General features: G+C 65.3%; 13 protein-coding genes and 1 tRNA gene. 10 read left to right on the forward strand and 4 right to left on the reverse strand.

What is annotated here, in order from left to right:
- Positions 1-44 precede the first annotated feature (44 nt).
- Together rsmI and AB4074_RS04140 are read left to right on the forward strand one after the other, a co-directional pair.
- Complete coding sequence (rsmI, locus tag AB4074_RS04135; RefSeq protein ID WP_441412286.1) at positions 45-896, forward strand: 16S rRNA (cytidine(1402)-2'-O)-methyltransferase; 852 nt, start codon at positions 45-47, stop codon at positions 894-896.
- Positions 897-1,105: 209 nt separating this feature from the next.
- Positions 1,106-2,587, forward strand: a complete 1,482-nt coding sequence (locus AB4074_RS04140) for an NAD-dependent succinate-semialdehyde dehydrogenase (RefSeq protein ID WP_441412229.1) — start codon at positions 1,106-1,108, stop codon at positions 2,585-2,587.
- Positions 2,588-2,752: 165 nt separating this feature from the next.
- Here AB4074_RS04140 and AB4074_RS04145 read toward each other — a convergent pair whose 3' ends face one another.
- The 3 genes from AB4074_RS04145 to AB4074_RS04155 form a co-directional block, all read right to left on the reverse strand.
- A complete protein-coding gene (locus AB4074_RS04145) occupies positions 2,753-5,182 on the reverse strand; it encodes a transglutaminase TgpA family protein (RefSeq protein ID WP_441412230.1) in 2,430 nt (809 codons plus the stop codon).
- 155 nt (positions 5,183-5,337) lie between these two features.
- Positions 5,338-6,756: a DUF58 domain-containing protein gene (locus AB4074_RS04150; protein WP_441412231.1), complete on the reverse strand. Its 1,419-nt coding sequence runs from the start codon at positions 6,754-6,756 to the stop codon at positions 5,338-5,340.
- Positions 6,757-6,779: 23 nt separating this feature from the next.
- Positions 6,780-7,856: an AAA family ATPase gene (locus AB4074_RS04155; RefSeq protein ID WP_441412232.1), complete on the reverse strand. Its 1,077-nt coding sequence runs from the start codon at positions 7,854-7,856 to the stop codon at positions 6,780-6,782.
- Between the two features lie 198 nt (positions 7,857-8,054).
- On the opposite strand from AB4074_RS04155, the gene AB4074_RS04160 reads away from it, so the two are divergent.
- The 5 genes from AB4074_RS04160 to AB4074_RS04180 all read left to right on the forward strand — a co-directional run bounded on the left by AB4074_RS04160 (position 8,055) and on the right by AB4074_RS04180 (position 14,193).
- Positions 8,055-8,939, forward strand: coding sequence for a TatD family hydrolase (locus tag AB4074_RS04160; protein ID WP_441412233.1), 885 nt, complete (start codon positions 8,055-8,057; stop codon positions 8,937-8,939).
- A gap of 266 nt (positions 8,940-9,205) precedes the next feature.
- Positions 9,206-10,357, forward strand: coding sequence for a transglycosylase family protein (locus AB4074_RS04165; RefSeq protein WP_345450230.1), 1,152 nt, complete (start codon positions 9,206-9,208; stop codon positions 10,355-10,357).
- 106 nt (positions 10,358-10,463) lie between these two features.
- Complete coding sequence (gene rsmA / locus AB4074_RS04170) at positions 10,464-11,345, forward strand: 16S rRNA (adenine(1518)-N(6)/adenine(1519)-N(6))-dimethyltransferase RsmA (RefSeq protein ID WP_441412234.1); 882 nt, start codon at positions 10,464-10,466, stop codon at positions 11,343-11,345.
- Positions 11,342-12,319 carry a 4-(cytidine 5'-diphospho)-2-C-methyl-D-erythritol kinase gene (locus tag AB4074_RS04175; protein ID WP_441412235.1) on the forward strand — a complete coding sequence of 326 codons (978 nt, stop codon included), beginning with the start codon at positions 11,342-11,344 and terminating at the stop codon, positions 12,317-12,319. The genes rsmA and AB4074_RS04175 overlap by 4 nt, the downstream gene beginning before the upstream one ends.
- A gap of 38 nt (positions 12,320-12,357) precedes the next feature.
- Positions 12,358-14,193 carry an ABC-F family ATP-binding cassette domain-containing protein gene (locus tag AB4074_RS04180; protein WP_441412236.1) on the forward strand — a complete coding sequence of 612 codons (1,836 nt, stop codon included), beginning with the start codon at positions 12,358-12,360 and terminating at the stop codon, positions 14,191-14,193.
- A 668-nt stretch (positions 14,194-14,861) separates the two neighbouring features.
- On the opposite strand, the gene AB4074_RS04185 is transcribed toward AB4074_RS04180, so the two are convergent.
- Positions 14,862-15,548 (reverse strand): TetR/AcrR family transcriptional regulator, encoded by a 687-nt coding sequence (locus AB4074_RS04185; RefSeq protein WP_441412237.1) that lies wholly within the window; start codon positions 15,546-15,548, stop codon positions 14,862-14,864.
- A 189-nt stretch (positions 15,549-15,737) separates the two neighbouring features.
- Between AB4074_RS04185 and AB4074_RS04190 the strand changes: the two genes are divergently transcribed.
- The 3 genes from AB4074_RS04190 to AB4074_RS04200 all read left to right on the forward strand — a co-directional run bounded on the left by AB4074_RS04190 (position 15,738) and on the right by AB4074_RS04200 (position 18,449).
- Positions 15,738-15,809: transfer RNA gene (locus AB4074_RS04190), tRNA-Gln, on the forward strand.
- A gap of 154 nt (positions 15,810-15,963) precedes the next feature.
- Positions 15,964-17,472: a bifunctional UDP-N-acetylglucosamine diphosphorylase/glucosamine-1-phosphate N-acetyltransferase GlmU gene (glmU, locus tag AB4074_RS04195; protein ID WP_441412238.1), complete on the forward strand. Its 1,509-nt coding sequence runs from the start codon at positions 15,964-15,966 to the stop codon at positions 17,470-17,472.
- Entirely contained in the window at positions 17,469-18,449 is a 981-nt protein-coding gene (locus AB4074_RS04200; RefSeq protein ID WP_028266439.1) for a ribose-phosphate diphosphokinase, read from the forward strand. The genes glmU and AB4074_RS04200 overlap by 4 nt, the downstream gene beginning before the upstream one ends.
- Positions 18,450-18,536 lie beyond the last annotated feature (87 nt).

Here is an 18,536-nt window from a genome sequence, read left to right on the forward strand (position 1 = left end):
ACTCGGCGGAGTCCCTCGAGGCGGAGTCCCTCGAGACGGAGGCGCTGCCCGCCCTGCCCGACGGCGTGGGCCGGATAGTGCTGGCCGCCACTCCCATCGGCAACGTGGGCGATGCCTCCAGCCGGCTTATCGAGTTGTTGCAGACGGCAGACATCGTCGCCGCAGAGGACACCCGGCGCCTGCATCGTTTGGTCCAGTCACTCGGCATCACCGTGTCCGGCCGGGTCATCAGCTACCACGAGCACAACGAGGCTGCCAAGACCGAGGAACTGCTGGATCACGTACGGGCGGGCAAGACCATCATCATGGTGAGCGACGCCGGAATGCCCGCAGTGTCCGACCCCGGCTTCCGCCTCGTGGAGGGAGCCGTGGCAGCAGGGCTCTTCGTCACAGCTTTCCCCGGTCCGTCCGCCGTCTTGACGGCCCTCGCGCTATCGGGGCTGCCCACGGACCGGTTCTGTTTCGAGGGATTCCTTCCCCGCAAAGCCGGCGAACGCAGCTCCCGGCTTGCGGACCTCGGCAACGAACGCCGGACCATGGTGTTTTTCGAGGCACCGCACCGGCTCGAGCCAATGCTCCGTGCCCTTCACGAGCGGTTCGGTTCGGACCGCCGCATCGCCGTGTGCCGCGAGTTGACGAAGACCTACGAGGAAGTCATCCGGGGAACCGTCCGCGAACTGCTCGAGTGGGCTGAAAACAACGAAGTCCGCGGCGAAATTGCCGTCGTCGTGGCCGGCGCCCCAGAACAGGCGCCGGGCAAGCCCGAAGACCATGTTGCCGCGGTCAATGACCTTATTGCCAAGGGCATCAGGCTCAAGGAAGCGGTAGCCGCGGTGGCCGAGGAGGCCCGTATCAGCAAGCGCGAGCTGTACTCTGCAGTGCTCGCGGCGCGTTAAGGCTGTGCTCGCGGCGCATGGGTGCCGTGCTCGCGGCGCGGTAGCTTCCGCCCAAGCTGAGGCTGTGCAACTGCACAAACACTTGCTCCCGCGGCAGTGCGCGAAGGCGTAGACACTGCTTCGCGGCGGGCAGTACCGTGACAGTAATTCCACAAAAATCAAGTGTTGGTGCATCTCTACAACGTGCACCGACTGACGAAGGAGTCACTGTGACTGTTACCGCCGATCGCGAAAGCGAACTTCTCGCCTCCGTTCCCACGGGGCTGCTCATCAACGGCCAGTGGCTGCCTGCGGCGTCCGGCAAGACGTTCGACGTCGAGGACCCCGCCACGGGCAAGGTGCTCGTGAGCATCTCCGACGCCGGAGCAGAAGACGGCGCCGCCGCACTGGACGCCGCTGCCGCCGCACAGGCGTCCTGGGCCCGTACCGCTCCCCGTGAGCGTGGCGAAATCCTGCGCCGCGCGTTCGAGCTGGTCACTGCGCGTGCCGAAGACTTCGCGCTGCTCATGACCCTGGAAATGGGCAAGCCCTTGGCCGAAGCCCGCGGCGAAGTAGCCTATGGAGCCGAGTTCCTGCGCTGGTTCTCCGAGGAAGCCGTCCGCGTCAGCGGCCGCTATTCCGCAGCTCCGGACGGCAAGAACCGCATCCTGGTCCAGAAGAAGCCGGTTGGCCCGTGCCTGCTGATCACCCCGTGGAACTTCCCGCTGGCCATGGCTACCCGCAAGATCGCCCCCGCGGTTGCCGCCGGCTGCACCATGGTGCTCAAGCCCGCCAACCTGACCCCGTTGACCAGCCTCCTCTTCGCCCAGGTCATGCAGGAAGCCGGCCTCCCCGCGGGCGTGCTCAACGTCATCCAGACGTCCACGGCGGGCGCAGTCACCGGACCCCTCATCAAGGACGACCGGCTGCGCAAGATCTCCTTCACGGGTTCCACCGCCGTGGGGCAGTCCCTCATGCGTGAAGCCGCGGACAAGGTCCTGCGCAGTTCCATGGAACTCGGCGGCAACGCACCGTTTGTGGTCTTTGAGGACGCGGACCTGGACAAGGCCGTTGAAGGCGCCGTCGCGGCCAAGATGCGCAACATGGGTGAGGCTTGCACGGCAGCGAACCGCTTCATTGTGCACGACTCGATCGCTGATTCCTTTGCCGATAAGTTCGCTGCGAAGATCGCCGCACTCCACACGGCCCGCGGCACCGAGCCGGATTCCACGGTCGGCCCGCTGATCGATGGCAAGGCCCGCAACGGCGTGCATGCCCTCGTGTCCGAGTCCGTTGCCAACGGCGCGGTCGCCGTTACCGGTGGTGCGCCGGTGGATGGCCCGGGGTACTTCTACCAGCCCACCGTGCTCAAGAACGTGTCCGCGGACGCCCGCATCCTGAAGGAAGAAATCTTCGGACCGGTGGCCCCGATCATCACGTTCAAGAGCGAAGACGAAGCCATCAAGCTGGCCAACAACACCGAATACGGCCTGGTTGCGTACGTCTACACCAAGGACCTGAACCGCGGACTGCGCGTCAGCGAAAGGATCGAGACCGGCATGCTCGGCCTCAACGCGGGCGTCATCTCGAACGCCGCAGCACCTTTCGGTGGCGTGAAGCAGTCCGGCCTGGGCCGTGAAGGCGGTTTCGAAGGCATCGAGGAATACCTCACCACGCAGTACGTCGGCATCGCGGATCCTTACGCCGACTAGCAAAGCCTTCGGCAGACCTCTCGCAACGGGGAACTGCCGTTGAATGAAGGCAGGGCACTGAACCTTCGGGTTCCGGTGCCCTGCCTTTGCCGTTCCAAGCCCAAGTAGCTGGCAGTTGTTGTCGTTTTCGGGGCCCATAACGACATCTACTGCGACTCAGTTGGGTCAGCGCCGCCAGCGGATGGAGCCGAACAGTCTCTGCACGGATGCTGCCGAGCGGCGGGCTACGGCCGCGGAAATGCCACCCAGCCAGCGGAAAGGTGACCATAGGAGCTGGAACCAACGGGACATCAAGGACGGCGGGAACCAGTCCGCGCGGAAGACAGCGAACCAGGAGGCGTTGCGCCGGAACGCGGCCCGGACAGCCGTGATCCGGTCCCCGGCCGGGTTCGCTTCCTCCGCCGTAGTATTCGCCGGGATGCCTGCAGGGGGACCATAACGCTGACGTTCGAAGTCTCCGGTGAGCGATGCAAGCGCGTGCTGGCCGGCGTCGTCGGCGGCTCCCGACGGCGACGCTGCCGCCGCCGGCCCTCCGAGCGCAACCGAGCTGCTCAATCGGGCCGCGAAATGCCGCGGCGTTTCGCTGGGCACGGGCGGTACGCCGTAATCCGTGGCGAGGTCCTGGAGCTCAGCCCATGCCAGGACCGGGCCATCCCGGGGCTCGGCCTGGCCGGCTGTGCCTCCCGAACCGGGATGCTTGGCCCGTGCCGGCCTCAGGCGCCGAGCCCGGATGCCGGAGCGGACCAGCCGCGGGGAGGCTGCCAATACCGCCAGAAGAAGCGCGGCCGCGGTGACGTACAGAATGGTTGCGGAGCCGCTGGCCGTGCCTGATCCGACTCCCGGACCCGCAACGGGCGGTACAGCAGCGGTGCTCGGCGCGGGAGTCGAGGAACCCGGGGTCAGGTTTTCGTCATGCAGGTTCGTGCTCGGGCCGCCCGCTGCGGCAGCCTCGCTCGCGTAGGGCGGAACGACGCCGCGGGAAGGGGTTGGTTCGAATGCGACCCAACCGACGCCCTCGAAATAGAGCTCGGGCCAGGCGTGGGCGTCACGGGCATCCACCTGGTACTCCGGCAGCGGTTCCTGTCCCGCCACGGCAACTGTCGCCCCTGTGGCATGGCCCGGCGCGTAGCCGACGGCGATGCGGCTCGGGATTCCCTCCAGCCGCGCCATGACTGCCATCGCAGAGGCAAAGTGCACGCAATAGCCGCTCTTCTGCTGCAGGAAATCGGCCAGCACCGACATGCCGTTGCCGTCATATCCGCCCTGCACCGGAGCCTGCAGGGAGTAGCTGAACTGGGACGAGCGCAGATAGTCCTGGATCGCCATCGCCTTGGCATAGTTGCCGTTGGCGCCGGCAGTCACTGTCTTGGCGGTGTTCTTCACAATGTCCGGAACATTGCTTGGCAACTGGATGAAATCCTGCGAGATGGACGTGGGCTTGGCGTTGTCCTGGCTCAACGTTGCGGAGGTCAGGGCCGGCAGCGCCGAATACACCGTGTACTGCTGGTTCCTCGTGGTTCCGTCCTCGCCGCGGATGCTGAGCGTCGCCGGATCCCACGACCAGCGTCCGCTCAGACCGTTGACGGCTGTCGGGGCATAGGGGACCGGCAGGTACGGACTGGTGAACTGCCCGGTGTCGACCACCGTCACTTGGCGCACCAGCTCGGACGGGAGCGGGTAGTCCGGCCCCATCCGGCCCGGCCCAATGCGCCGTGAGGCTTCGCGGTCGTCCGGTGCCCACGTATCGCCGTCGAACTTGTCGATGGTGACGGAGCGCAAGTAGACCGGGGCCGTGGAACTCGTGGCATAGGTAATGCTGCCGTCGCCGGTGGGATTCCGCAGGCTGTTGCCGAGCGTGATCATGGGGTTCAGGCCGTTGGAGACGCCCCAGGGATTCAACCGCGAACCGACCGGAAACGTCCCGCGCTCGAAGCCCGGAACCGCCAACGGCAACAGGAGCCCCAGCGCCAGGGCCACGCCACCGATCACCATGGATCGTTTGAGCTGCCCCGTGCCATGGGCGTTGTCCGTCTGCAACCGGGAGTCCGGCGCGAACCACTGGCTGCAACCCAGGATCAGGATGAAGCCGACGGCGGCAGCGAGGAATCCGGGCAGCCCGCCGCCTTGCGGCTTGATGGTCGCCGGGAACACGAGGACAACCAGCAGGCCCAAGCCGCTCGTCGCAGGCATGCCGAGCGGGACCGCCAGGGCGTCGACGAGGACAGCAACCAAGCCCAGGGCCGCGCAGGCGACGAACACGATTCCTGCGTTCGGTGAGACGGGTGCCGTCTCCGAGACCACGGTTTCGCCTGCCCGTTTGAGGAACTGACCCAGCGTGTCAAGGGTCGCGCCGGAGGGAATGAAGCCCGCGATGCTTTCGGGCCGGAAGAACGTGAAGTCGAGGATAAACACCAAGGCGAGCAGGCCGCCCAAAGTGGTGAGCACAGGGTGGACCCTCACGGCGCGCAGGATCGCCAAGGTCAATCCGACGACAAACACCGTGGTGATGGCGGGAACCAGCCAGGCCCAACCCCTGAAAACCCCGTTGAGCGAGAGCGAGGCTCCGAGCACTGCGACGGCGATGGCCGCCGACATTGCCCAAGGGTAGGTCCCGGGCCCTGGCTTCCGCCGGGCGCGGGGCGCCCTTCCCGGACCATGGGCACTTCCCTGACCGCTGGAGGCAGGGTCACTTGTCCCTGCCGGCTCCGGGCCCGCGGACCGTCCCGGAGGGCCGTTCCTGGAGGTAGTGGTCATCGTGGCACCGCCGCGCCACGCCGGACGTCCATCGCTGCGGCAGCGGCCGCGAGGATCTCTCCTTGATCGAAACCCGCCCATGCAGCAGTAAGGTCCGTTCTCGAACTCACGGCGACGGCACGCCAGCCACCCAGCTTCAGGGCTTCGATGACGGGTTGGACATGGTGCGGGTGGTCGGTGACCACCAGGGCAAAAGCGTTGGCCCCGTAGCCGGCGGCCGGCGCCAACGCGCGGGCCTCGGAGAGCGGCATGTTGCCGAGCAACGCGAGGACGGGGCCACGCAGGCGGTGTGCGGCCAGTTTGTCCATGAGATGGTCGTCGAAGGGCGCCTCGGCACCCTCGACGACGGCGGCTTCTTTGCGCCTGCGCTCGCCGTGGACATGCCGTGGGCCGCTGAGCTGGATGGCGGCGAGGCTTTCGGCAATGGATTGCAGGCCTCCCACACCGCTGAATTCCTCGGTTTCGGGATACGGCGCGGAGCGGGATGTGCGAAATGCGGGGTGTCCGGCGGCATCGAGGAAACGCAGCGAATAGCTGCGATCGGCAAGGTGGGCGCTGATCGACATCGCTGCCGTCACGACCCATTCGAAGTTCTCACTGCTCACCAGTTCAAAAGCGTCTTCGTGCGCGGGGCCGAAGACCGCGGCCGAGCCCGACACGAAAGCGGAATAGCGCTGGTCCAGGATGATGGTCGCCTCGGGCGTGGTGACGGATTCCTCCTGCCGCACCATGAGTTCGCCGTGCCGCGCCGTCGCGGCCCAATGGACGCGCCGCATGGGGTCGCCATGCCGGTATTCGCGGGTCATCACATCGTCGTCGCTGGGATTTGCGCGGATCCGCGTGGCCGTCACGCCGTCGTTTCCGCGTGCGCCGGCCAGGCCAGTGGCGGGTAGTTCGACGGCGGCGGGCGTCACGGTGAGGATGTCGCCGTCATCGATCTCGTGCCGGTGCAGCGACAATCCGAAGGGATCGCAGAACTCGGCCGTGACCGGACCGATCCTGAACTGGCCGCGCTTGCCGGAGCGCAAGTGGTACTCATAGCGGCTGGTGCCGCCGGAAGCGGCACGGGCGGGAAAGCGAAAGGCCGGAGGTTCGCCGAAGCGCGGCGGCAACTGCTCTTCCATGATCACCGGCCCGGCCGCTGCGCCGGTCCGCGCAACTGCCAAGCGCACCGTGGCCGTGGAGGAAGTCTCCACGGAGGAGGGATGGAATTCGCGGAACACCTGGAAACGCGGCTTGAGGATGCGGACGCCGGCAAGCGATACCAGCGGCAGCACCAGCAGCAGGATCCCAAGGGCCAACAGATCCCGCCTGCCCATGATCTGGGCAAGCAGCAAGAAACCCACACCACTGGCCAGCAAGCCCCAGCCACGGGTAGTGAACAGATGCTTCGGAAGTAGATCGATCAGCGCCATGCCTGCCCCCTCCTTCGCTCTCCCTAGCTGCCGCGGCGTTCCGCGCCAGCGTCTTGGCTTACCGGGAGGGAGGCCAGGATGGCCCGGATGATGCTCTGTGGTGTATCACCGGAACTCGCGGCCTTGCGGTCAAGGATGATGCGGTGTGCCAGCACGGACTCGGCGACGGAAATGACGTCGTCGGGAAGGACGAAATCCCTTCCGTCGAGGGCAGCGGTCGCTTTGGCCGCCCGCAGCAGTTGCAGGAGGGATCGCGGGCTGGCTCCGAGGCGCAGGCGGGCGCTGTCCCGGGTGGCCCGGCCCAGGGCAACCGTATATTCCTTGACGGACTGCGAAACGTAAACCTGCTGCACCGTGGCGATCATCGCGGCGACGTCCGCGGAAGTGACCACCGGCGTGACTTTGGCGAGGGGTGAGACCGCCTGATGCGTCTCGAGCATCTCGATCTCGGAGAGCTTGTCCGGGTAGCCCATCGAGATGCGGGCCATGAAACGGTCCCGCTGCGCCTCCGGCAGCGGGTACGTTCCTTCCATTTCGATGGGGTTCTGCGTCGCGACAACCATGAACGGTTCGCCCAGCTGGTACGAATGGCCGTCCACCGTCACTTGGTGTTCCTCCATGCATTCGAGGAGGGCGGACTGCGTCTTGGCGGAGGCGCGATTGATTTCGTCTCCGATCACGATGTTGGCGAACACCGCACCCATCCGGAACTCGAACTGCCTTGAGGACTGGTTGTAGATGGAGACGCCGGTGACGTCCGAAGGAAGGAGGTCCGGGGTGAACTGGATCCGGCTGACCTTGCAATCGATGGTCCGGGCGAGGGTCTTGGCGAGCAGCGTCTTGCCGACACCCGGCACGTCCTCCACCAACAGGTGGCCTTGGGCGAGGAGCACGGTGAGGGCAAGCTTGGCGGCCTCGGCTTTGCCGTCGATGACTTTGTTGATGGCCGCCAGGATTTTCTCGCTGGCAGCGTGGAATTGCTCAGGATCCATGACCGTCGGCTTGTGCCCGTTGAAGGACTCGCGCTCAGGCGGCAAGGCAACCACGGCCTCATCCCGTAGCAACTCTTCATCAACGGTGCCGTGTCGCTTTGAGTCCATGGACAATCCCCTCAGCCATGACAGAACCCCGGCCGGGCCGCGGTGCCCTGGCCGGGATTTACCGCCTTTTGTACCAGACTACCCAGCCTAGGGCCGCCGCAGACAGAGGCATGTTCCGCTGGAAGGGATACAGGGGTGATCAGGGAGGGATACTTGGGCGATCAGGAAGGCATCAGCAGGGAAAGATAGGGTGGATCCATGTGCAATTCCCTCCCGCCGGCTTCCTACCGCGCGCCTGAAACCGGCGATTCCCGCAAAGAATACCCGCCCGCTCCCGAACCGCTTCCGGTCCCCGTGATGGACAACCACACGCACCTCGACTTCCGGCACGGCCTGCTCGAAGTCGTGGTGGCGGATGCCCTGGACGCAGCCGAAGCCGTAGGTGTCCAGGGCGCAGTGCAGGTAGGTTGCGACCTCGAGTCATCGCGGTTCACGGTCCAAGCGCTTGAGGCGGACCGGCGGCTCCTTGGAGCTGTCGCCATCCACCCCAACGATGCCCCCGTTTACGCGGGCCGCGGAGAGCTGGAATCGGCGCTCGCGGAAATCGAGGAGCTGGCGGCCCATCCGAGGGTCCGTGCGATCGGTGAAACCGGGCTTGATTTCTTCCGCACCCATGGCGACGGACTGGTGCACCAGCGCCATTCGTTCCGCCGCCACATCGATATCGCGAAGAGACTGGACCTCACCCTCCAGATCCACGACCGTGACGCCCACGACGACGTGGTCCAGGTTCTCCGGGAGGAGGGGGCTCCCCAGCGGGTGGTGTTCCATTGCTTCTCGGGCGATGAAGAACTCGCACGGATCTGTAATTTGAACGGCTGGTACATGTCCTTTGCGGGCACCATGACGTTCAAGAACGCCGCAAATCTGAGGGACGCGCTGGCCATCGCGGATCGGGAGCTGGTGCTCGTCGAGACGGACTCCCCGTTCCTCACGCCGCACCCTTACCGGGGCCGTCCGAACGCGAGCTACATGGTGCCGTACACCGTCCGTTCCATGGCCGAAGTGACCGGCACAGAGCTATCGATGCTGTGCTCGCAACTGGCTCAAAACACCATCGCCACCTACGGATCCTGGGACTAAGCAGCATTCACGATGCATACCCAGTATGTAAAAATCTTGGTCACTTTATAACGCTTCGGTTACAGTGGGTAACCAGTAGCCGGGGTCGGGGAAGGCCTTCGGACAACTAACTCCGTTCGCAATTGGTGTTTTCAGTTGAATTGAGTGTGGCGGCGCACAACTCCGCTGCAGTCCTCACGCATGCTTCGGCCTGCATCCGGGACCGCGGCAGGAGGCCCCTGTGCGCTTTTCCCCGTGCCCGGATGGTCCAAAAGTTACGGGCAAACATGGTCAAGTTCTTCACCACGGGCGGCAAGTTCAGTTTCGTCAAGGTCGGTGCGCAGCTGCTGGTGCTTTTGGCACTGGTGCTGGGAGTAGTTGCTTTTACGGGCAACAACAAATCAGTCACCCTCAACGTCGACGGCAAAGTGAGTTCCGTCCAGACCTTCGGCAATACCGTTGACCAGGTGGTCAAGGCAGCCAAGGTTGATCTGAAGGCTGAGGACCGGGTTTCCCCGGCCTTGGACACCTCGGTGCAGAACGGCTCCATCATCAACGTCAATCTGGCCAAGGCCGTAACGGTCAGCCTTGATGGCGCCCAGCGGACGGTCAACACCACGGCCCCGAACGTCGAAGGCCTCGTCTCCGAGCTCGGCGTGGCGAGCGCATCGGCCGTCTCCCAGCCCAAGGACACGCAGCTGGCTGTCTCCGGATCCTACGTTTCGATCCTTACCCCCAAGACGATCAGCCTGATTGTCGACGGTCAGAGCTCTTCAAAGACCACGACGGCGGCCGACGTGGGAACCGTCCTCAGCGATGCCGGCGTCTCGCTCGGCGCGAACGACCGGGTTTCGCAGCCCAACTCGGCTCCCGTCGTCCAGAACATGGTGATCAAGGTTTCCCGGGTGGACACCAGCAAGACCGCCACCGAGACGGAGAACGTCCCCTTTGACACGGTCACGACGGAAGACGCCACTCAGTTCAGCGACCAGAAGACTGTAACCCAGGAAGGGGTCCTCGGACTGCTCAGCAAGACGTTCAAGCTCGTCCTGGTAGATGGTCGCGAAGCTTCCCGGTCTTTGGTCTCCTCTGACGTCACCGTCAAGCCGGTCTCCGCGAAGGTGACGGTCGGAACCAAGGAGCGCCCGAAGCCCGCCCCCGCCGCGGCTGTTGCCTCAGGACCTACCGGCGCACCGAACGAGGCAATGTGGGACAAGATTGCACAGTGTGAGTCCGGCGGGAACTGGGCCATCAACACCGGCAACGGTTACTACGGTGGCCTGCAGTTCGACATCCAGACCTGGATCGGTTCCGGCGGTGGCGCTTACGCTCCCAACGCAGCCGCCGCCAGCAAGGCCCAGCAGATTGACATCGCCAACCGCGTCTACGCGCAGCGCGGCCTCGGACCTTGGGGCTGTGGCTGGGCAGCTTCCAGCTAAACGAAATGAAATTGGCCGGGTCCGGAATCTTCGGGCCCGGCCTTTTCGCGTGCCGAAGATGGGGAGCGGGCGCTCCCGCTAGTCGCTCAGACGATACGATACCTAGGTGACTGAACCGAATTCCGAACACGCCGCCGTCGCACCCCTTCTGGGAGCTGCGGACATCCGACGGCTCGCCGAGGAAATCGGTGTCCGCCCGACAAAGACCCTGGGCCAGAACTTCGTCATCGACGGAAACACGATCCGGAGGATCGTCTCCGTCGCCGGTATCGATCCCGAGGAAACCGTGCTCGAGGTCGGGCCGGGGCTTGGTTCGTTGACGCTCGGCCTGCTCGACGCCGCCAAAACAGTTGTCGCCGTCGAAATCGATCCCGTACTGGCCGGCAAGTTGCCGGACACGGTGCGCGCGTGGCGCCCGGAGTCCGCGGACGATTTCCATCTCGTCCTCTCCGACGCCATGAAGATCACCGAACTTCCGGTACAGCCCACGGCCCTCGTGGCCAACCTGCCGTACAACGTGGCGGTCCCCGTGGTCCTGCACCTGCTCCAGCATTTCCCGAGCCTGCAACACGGGCTGGTCATGGTCCAGGACGAAGTGGCGGACCGGCTGGCCGCCGGGCCCGGCTCCAAAATCTACGGAGTTCCCTCGGTCAAGGCCGCTTGGTACGGCCACATGCGCAAAGCCGGCGTGATCGGCATGAATGTCTTCTGGCCGGCGCCGAAGATCCACTCCGGACTCGTGTCCTTCACCCGCGGTACACCGCCGGCAACGCACGCGACGCGCGAGCAAGTCTTCGCGGTCATCGACGCCGCCTTCGCCCAGCGCCGCAAGACACTCCGCGCGGCCCTCGCGACCTGGGCCGGGAGCGCGGCCGAGGCCGAACGTTTCATCGTGGCTGCAGGCGTTGATCCGACGGCCCGCGGAGAGGTGCTCGATATCAACGCGTTTGTCCGGATCGCCGAGGCACGCCACCCCCTGGACGCATGAATCCGGCAATCAGCGGTGCGATCCGCGGCCGCTTCGTCGCACGGACCGTCCGCGTCCGGGCGCCCGGCAAGGTGAACGTTTCCCTCAACGTCGGCCCCTTGCGGCCCGACGGCTACCACTCGGTGGCCAGCGTGTATCTCGCGGTATCCCTGTACGAGGAAGTAGCCGCCACGAGCACTGAGGGGCCCGGGATCACGGTCAGCATCGCTCCCTCAAGCACGTTGGACCTCGACGGTGTGGACATCCCGCTGGACGAGCGGAACCTGGCCTACAAGGCTGCCGCCATCATGAGGGATGTCTCGGAGAACGCCACGGGGGTGCACTTGGAAATCACCAAGCGCGTGCCTGTTGCCGGAGGCATGGGCGGCGGCTCGGCCGATGCCGCGGCGACGCTCCTGGCCTGCGATGCGCTCTGGAACAGTGGTTTGTCCCGTGAAGAACTGGCCCACCTTGCCGCCGAGTTGGGTGCGGACGTGCCGTTCTCGCTCCTCGGAGGTACCGCCGTCGGGCTTGGCGTCGGCGACGAACTCTCACCCGCCCTGGCGAAAGCACAGATGGACTGGGTTTTGGTCTGCGCTGACTACGGACTCTCCACACCCGAGGTCTTCCACACCTTGGACAGGCTTCGGAACTCCGAGGGACTCGACATCCCCGAACCGCTCGAGGTCGACGCCAAGATCCTGCAGGCGCTGCGCGACGGGAATCCCGACGCCCTGAGCAAAGTCCTTGTCAACGACCTTCAGCGCGCCTCGATCGAGCTGTCTCCGCAATTGCGGGACACCATCGGGATGGGGGAGTCGAGCGGTGCCCTCGCCGGGATTGTTTCGGGTTCCGGCCCCACCGTGGCTTTGCTCGCCCACAACCCCCGGGCGGCCGAAGGGCTCGCCGAAGACCTTCGGCACCTGGGACACAACGCCCTTGCTGTGCACGGCCCGGTTCCCGGTGCCCGGATCATCTCCGATACCCTCCTTTGACAAGTCGCACTGACTGTTCACATCAGAAAGTAGTACCAGTGGCCCACCTGCTCGGCGGTGAAAACCTCACCGTTTCGTTCGCAACCCGCACCATCCTCGACGGCGTAACCCTTGGTTTGGAGGACGGCGACAGGATCGGCATGGTCGGGCGCAACGGCGACGGCAAATCCACGCTGATGCGCTTGCTGGCATTGCGATCGACGCCGGATTCCGGCCGCGTCACCAAACGCGGCGACGTCAATGTCGGCTACCTCGACCAGTCCGACGTGCTCGACGGCGACCTCACCGTGGGGGCCGCGATTGTCGGCGACCAAGCCGACCATGAATGGGCCGCGAACCCCAAAATCCGCGAGATCATGGGCGGCCTCGTGGCCGACGTCGATTGGCACGCCAACGTGCATGCCCTCTCCGGCGGACAAAAGCGTAGGGTCGCCTTGGCCAAGCTGCTCATCGAGGACCACGACGTGATCATGCTCGACGAGCCCACCAACCACCTCGACGTGGAAGGGGTCGCCTGGCTCTCCCGGCACTTGAAGACCCGATGGAGGGCCAACCAGGGCGCGTTCCTTGTGGTGACGCACGACCGTTGGTTCCTGGACGAAGTCTGCAACCGGACGTGGGAAGTTCACGACGCCATGGTGGACCCGTTCGACGGCGGCTACGCGGCCTACGTGTTGGCCCGCGCCGAGCGCGACCGGAGCGCATCCGTCGTCGAGAGCAAACGGCAACAACTGGTCAAGAAGGAGCTGGCGTGGCTGCGCAGGGGCGCCCCGGCGCGAACCTCGAAGCCGAAGTTCCGCATCGAAGCCGCCAACGAGCTGATCGCCGATGTTCCTGATCCGCGCGACTCGGTGGCCCTCAGCAAGATGGCAACCGCCCGGCTCGGCAAGGACGTGCTGGACCTTGAAGGTGTCTCCCTCGACTTCAAGGGCGACGACGCCGGCCGGAAGCTCTTCGACGACGTTACCTTGCGCTTGGCGCCCGGGCAGCGGCTCGGGCTGGTGGGCGTCAACGGTGCCGGAAAGTCCACACTGCTGCGGCTGCTCAACGGCGAGATCACGCCGAGTTCCGGAAAGGTCAAGCGCGGCAAGACCGTTGTCACGGCGGTGCTCAGCCAGGACGTGAAGGAGCTCGACGATGTGTCCGACCTTCGTGTCATCGAGGTCATCGAACGTGAGAAACGCTCCTTCAGCGTTGGCGGCAAGGAGTTCACGGCCGGCCAGCTCGTGGAGCAGCTCGGGTTCACGAAGGAAAAGCAGTGGACGCCCGTCACCGACCTTTCCGGTGGCGAACGGCGCCGCCTGCAGCTTTTGCGCCTGCTTGTGGGCGAACCGAACGTCTTGATGCTCGACGAACCCACCAACGACCTCGATACCGACACCCTGGCCGCCGTTGAAGACGTCCTTGACGGCTGGCCCGGCACGCTGGTCGTTGTCAGCCACGACCGCTACCTGCTGGAACGCGTCACGGATTCCCAAATGGCACTCTTGGGCGATGGCAAGCTGCGCGGACTTCCGGGCGGCGTGGACCAGTACCTCGAATTGCGCGAAGCCGCGCTCGCGAGCGGTGCGGTGACCGGCGGCGCGTCGAGCGGTAGCGCCAGGCCGACGGCGGCAAGCGGCTCGAGTGCGGCCGCCTCCGGTCCGAGCGAAGCAGAGAAGCGTGAAGCCCGGAAGGACCTGAACCGGATCGACCGGCAGCTGGGCAAGATCGCCCAACAAGAAGAGAAGCTCCACGTCCAAATGGCGGCCAAGTCCCAATCCGGCGACTTCGACGCCCTCGGCGAACTGAACACCAAGCTCCAGGAACTCCTCGAAGAAAAAGAAGGCCTGGAGCTCGAATGGCTCGAGGCGGCCGAGATCCTGGGGGAGTAGGCTCTGTCGGCCGGCGCCCGCTGTTGCGCGACCCTGGCGCCGGGTACCTTGGGTGCCGGAGCCGGCCCTTCCGCGTCGCTTAGACACGGCCCATGTGTGGGCCTGCGGTCGCTGAGCGACCTCCGGCCCACGAAGGGCCGCGATGCGCTCCTTTCGGAAGAACCGCCTCCGGCGGGGAAAGTCACCTCGCGAGGCGGCGGACTTCCGGCGTCGTCCGCCAGCGGTGAGATGGGTGGGGGCCGTGGACCTCGAGGCACAAGGGAGACGGTAGGTCGTCGCGAACGAGCGAACCGACACCCAAATTTGCCCGCGACAAAGATCGAGAAAACCGATGCGCGGATTCCGGTGTCGACAGGGATTCTGCGTGTCGGCGGGCTCGTCGGTGTCGGAAGTCGAGGCGCGCATAGGGTGAATCCTGAACGGAATGCAGGCAAGAGCGGTGCTGCGGGCCTTCGGGTAGGAGCGCATCGCGAGGCATCGGGCACTGGAGGTCGCTCAGCGACCGCAGGTGCCCATTTGCCTCGTGTCTAAGCGACGGCGAAGGGCCGTTGCGCCGCGAAGGCGACCATGGAAACGTGCGAAAGGGCCGTTGCGCCGCGAAGGCGAGCACGGACGCAACGCCAACTGCAAAGGCGACAGAGGTGAACCAGCCAAGGCACCCCGAGCCCCTAGCCCTCGCTCCGCAGCTCCGGCTCTTTTTGCAGGCCCGTCAGGCCGTTCCATGCCAGGTTGACCAGGTGGGCGGCTACTGCGCGCTTGTCGGGCTCGCGGTGGTCCAACCACCATTGGCCGGTCATGGCCACCATGCCCACGAGCATCTGGGCGTACATGGCGCCGTCTGCTGCGCTGAATCCGCGCCGGGAGAATTCTTCGGCGAGCAGGTTTTCCACGCGATCCGCCACGTGGGACAGCAGGGCGGAGAAGGCGCCTTCGGGTTGGGAGGGCGGGGCGTCGCGCATGAGGATCCGGAAGCCGTCGCTTCGCTCTTCGATGTAGCCGAGCAAGGCAAGGGCCGCCTGTTCAACGAGGACGCGCGGTTTGGCTTCGGCGGCGAGGGACTCGTTGATGGCGTCGAGGAGGATCCGGAATTCGAACTCCACAACCTGCGTGTAGAGGCCTTCCTTCGAGCCGAAGTGCTCGTAGATCACGGGCTTGGACACGCCTGCGGCCGCTGCGATTTCGTCGATGGTCGTAGCGTCCAGGCCGCGGGCGGCGAAGAGGCCCCGGCCAATTTCGATGAGCTGGGAGCGGCGTTGGGAGCCTGTCATCCGGGCACGGACAACCTGGGCTGCGGGTGCGTGGTTGATCACCCTGGAACCCGTCGTTTGCCGGGGAAGTCCTGTGCTGTTGCTCACGCATCCATCATGCCTCATGTCAAGCGTGCAGCGGCCTCGCGAGGGCTTGTCAGTGCCGCTGAAAAGGACTCAAGAATGCACCAAGTCGCGAACACCGCAATGGTCATGGCAAACTAGATTCTTGTGTGTGCGACCCGGTCAATCGGGAAGCCCGAGGACCTTGCGTCCGCAAGGGCCACGTGCGCACGGTCCGCTCTGGTGTAATGGCAGCACCCCGGCCTTTGGAGCCGTGGAGTATAGGTTCGAATCCTATGGGCGGAACTTGTCGGTGGTCTGCCGGCGCCGCCTCTGAAGGCACCGTCTCTCCCGAAGCTGTCCACTGGCTGCACGGAAGGCTGTGAATCGGCAAGAGTAGGATAGAGCAGATGCCGCAGCCGGGTTCGCCCGGACGTAACCGAGCAAGGAGAGCGACTTCGTGAGCCCCGATACTACTGGCCCCGCCGCTGTAATTGTCCTAGCTGCCGGAGCCGGTACACGGATGAAGTCGCGGACTCCCAAAATCCTTCACGAAATCGGCGGACGCTCGATGGTGGCGCACGCCATCCTCGCGGCCCGCTCCATCGATCCCCGGCAGCTGGCCTTGGTGGTGCGCCACGAACGCGACCTCGTCGCGGCGCACATTGCACTGATCGATCCCGACGCCGTCATCGTGGACCAGGACGATGTTCCGGGAACCGGACGCGCGGTGGAGGTAGCCCTTGACGCCTTGGACGCGAAGGCCGAACTCACTGGCACGGTAGTGGTCACGTATGGCGATGTGCCTTTGCTGACCGGTTCCCTACTCTCCGAGCTTGTCGCCACGCATGAATCCGAGGGCAATGCGGTGACGGTCCTGACTGCGGTTCTCGACGATGCCAATGGCTATGGCCGCATCCTTCGTGCCGAGGACGGCACCGTGCTGGGCATCCGCGAACACAAAGACGCCAGCGACGCCGAGCGCTCCATCCGCGAGGTCAACTCCGGCATCTACGCTTTTGACGCAAAAGTTCTTCGCGAGCAGCTGCGCAAAGTGACCACTGAGAACATCCAGCAAGAAAAGTACCTCACGGACGTTCTCGAATTGGCGCGCGACGCCGGAGGCCGGGTTTCCGCCGTCGTCACCGCAGACCGCTGGCAGGTCGAGGGCGCCAACGACCGTATCCAGCTCGCCGCGCTCGGTGCCGAGCACAACCGCCGCATCATCGAGGCCTGGATGCGTGCCGGCGTCACGGTGGTTGACCCGGCCACCACGTGGATCGATTCCACCGTCACCTTGGACGAGGACGTCCGCCTCCTGCCCAACACACAGCTCCACGGCACGACAACCGTGGCGCGCGACGCCGTCGTCGGGCCCGACACGACCCTCACCGACGTTTCGGTGGGCGAAGGCGCGAAGGTGACCCGCACCCACGGTTCCGGATCCACCATTGGCGCCAGGGCAAGCGTGGGCCCGTTCACCTACCTGCGCCCCGGCACAGTCCTCGGGGAGACCGGCAAGATCGGCGCTTTCTACGAAACGAAGAACGTGACGATCGGCCGCGGTTCGAAGCTGTCCCACCTCGGCTATGCGGGCGATGCCGAGATCGGCGAGGACACCAACATCGGCTGCGGCAACATCACGGCCAACTACGACGGCGAGAAGAAGCACCGTACGGTGATCGGCTCCGGCGTACGGACCGGTTCCAACACCGTCTTCGTTGCCCCGGTAACGATTGGTGACGGCGCGTACAGCGGTGCCGGCGCAATCATCCGCAAAGACGTTCCCGCCGGAGCCCTCACCTTGAGTGTCGCTCCCCAGCGCAACGCAGAAGGCTGGGTCATCGCCAACCGGCAGGGCAGCAACTCGGCCCAGCTGGCGCAGGCTGCGCAAGCCGCGCATGGCTCCACTGCCACCCCCGATTCCTCAAGTACTCCGGCAACCACAGAAGAGGGCACACAGGCATGAGCGAAATTACCGCACACGGCGAGAAGAAACTAGTTCTCGCCGCCGGACGGGCGCACCCCGAGCTGGCGCAGGAAATCGCCAAGGAGTTGGAAACCGAACTCCTGCCTATCGACGCCTACGACTTCGCGAACGGGGAGATCTATGTGCGCTCAGCGGAGAGCGTCCGTGGCACGGACGCCTTCGTCATCCAGGCGCACCCGGCCCCGCTGAACAACTGGCTCATGGAGCAGTTGATCATGATCGATTCCCTGAAACGCGCCTCGGCGAAGCGGATCACGGTTGTTTCGCCGTTCTACCCCTACGCCCGGCAGGACAAGAAGGGCCGCGGCCGCGAGCCGATCTCCGCCCGCTTGGTGGCAGACCTCTACAAGACCGCCGGCGCGGACCGCATCATGTCCGTGGACCTGCACACGTCCCAGATCCAGGGGTTCTTTGACGGCCCCGTGGATCACCTCATGGCCATCCCGCTGCTTGCCGACTACATCCGCACCAGGGTCGAAGCCGACAACATCACTGTCGTCTCGCCGGACACCGGCCGTGTCCGCGTCGCGGAACAGTGGGCCGAGCGCCTGGGCGGCGCGCCGTTGGCGTTCGTCCACAAGAGCCGCGACCTCACGGTCCCGAACCAGGCTGTCTCGAAGACTGTCGTCGGGCAGATCGAAGGCCGCACCTGCGTCCTGATCGACGACATGATCGACACCGGTGGAACGATCTCCGGCGCTGTCCAGGTCCTCAAGAACGCCGGTGCCAAGGACGTCATCATAGCGTGCACCCACGCAGTGTTCTCCGAGCCGGCGGCGCAGCGCCTGGCCGATTCCGGTGCCCGCGAGGTTGTCGTCACCAACACCTTGCCGATTCCGGCCGACAAGCGCTTCCCGCAGCTCACGGTGCTGTCGATCGCACCCTTGATCGCACGCGCCATCCGCGAAGTGTTCGACGACGGTTCCGTCACCAGCCTCTTCGACGGCAACGCGTAGTCCCCCACCCAACTGACTGGCAGTAGTTGTCGTTCTCGGCCCTCAAAACGACAACTACTGCCAGTGAGTTGGGTCGGGTCGGGGCCG

Source organism: Arthrobacter sp. 2MCAF14, from assembly GCF_052115645.1.
Lineage (GTDB): Bacteria > Actinomycetota > Actinomycetes > Actinomycetales > Micrococcaceae > Arthrobacter.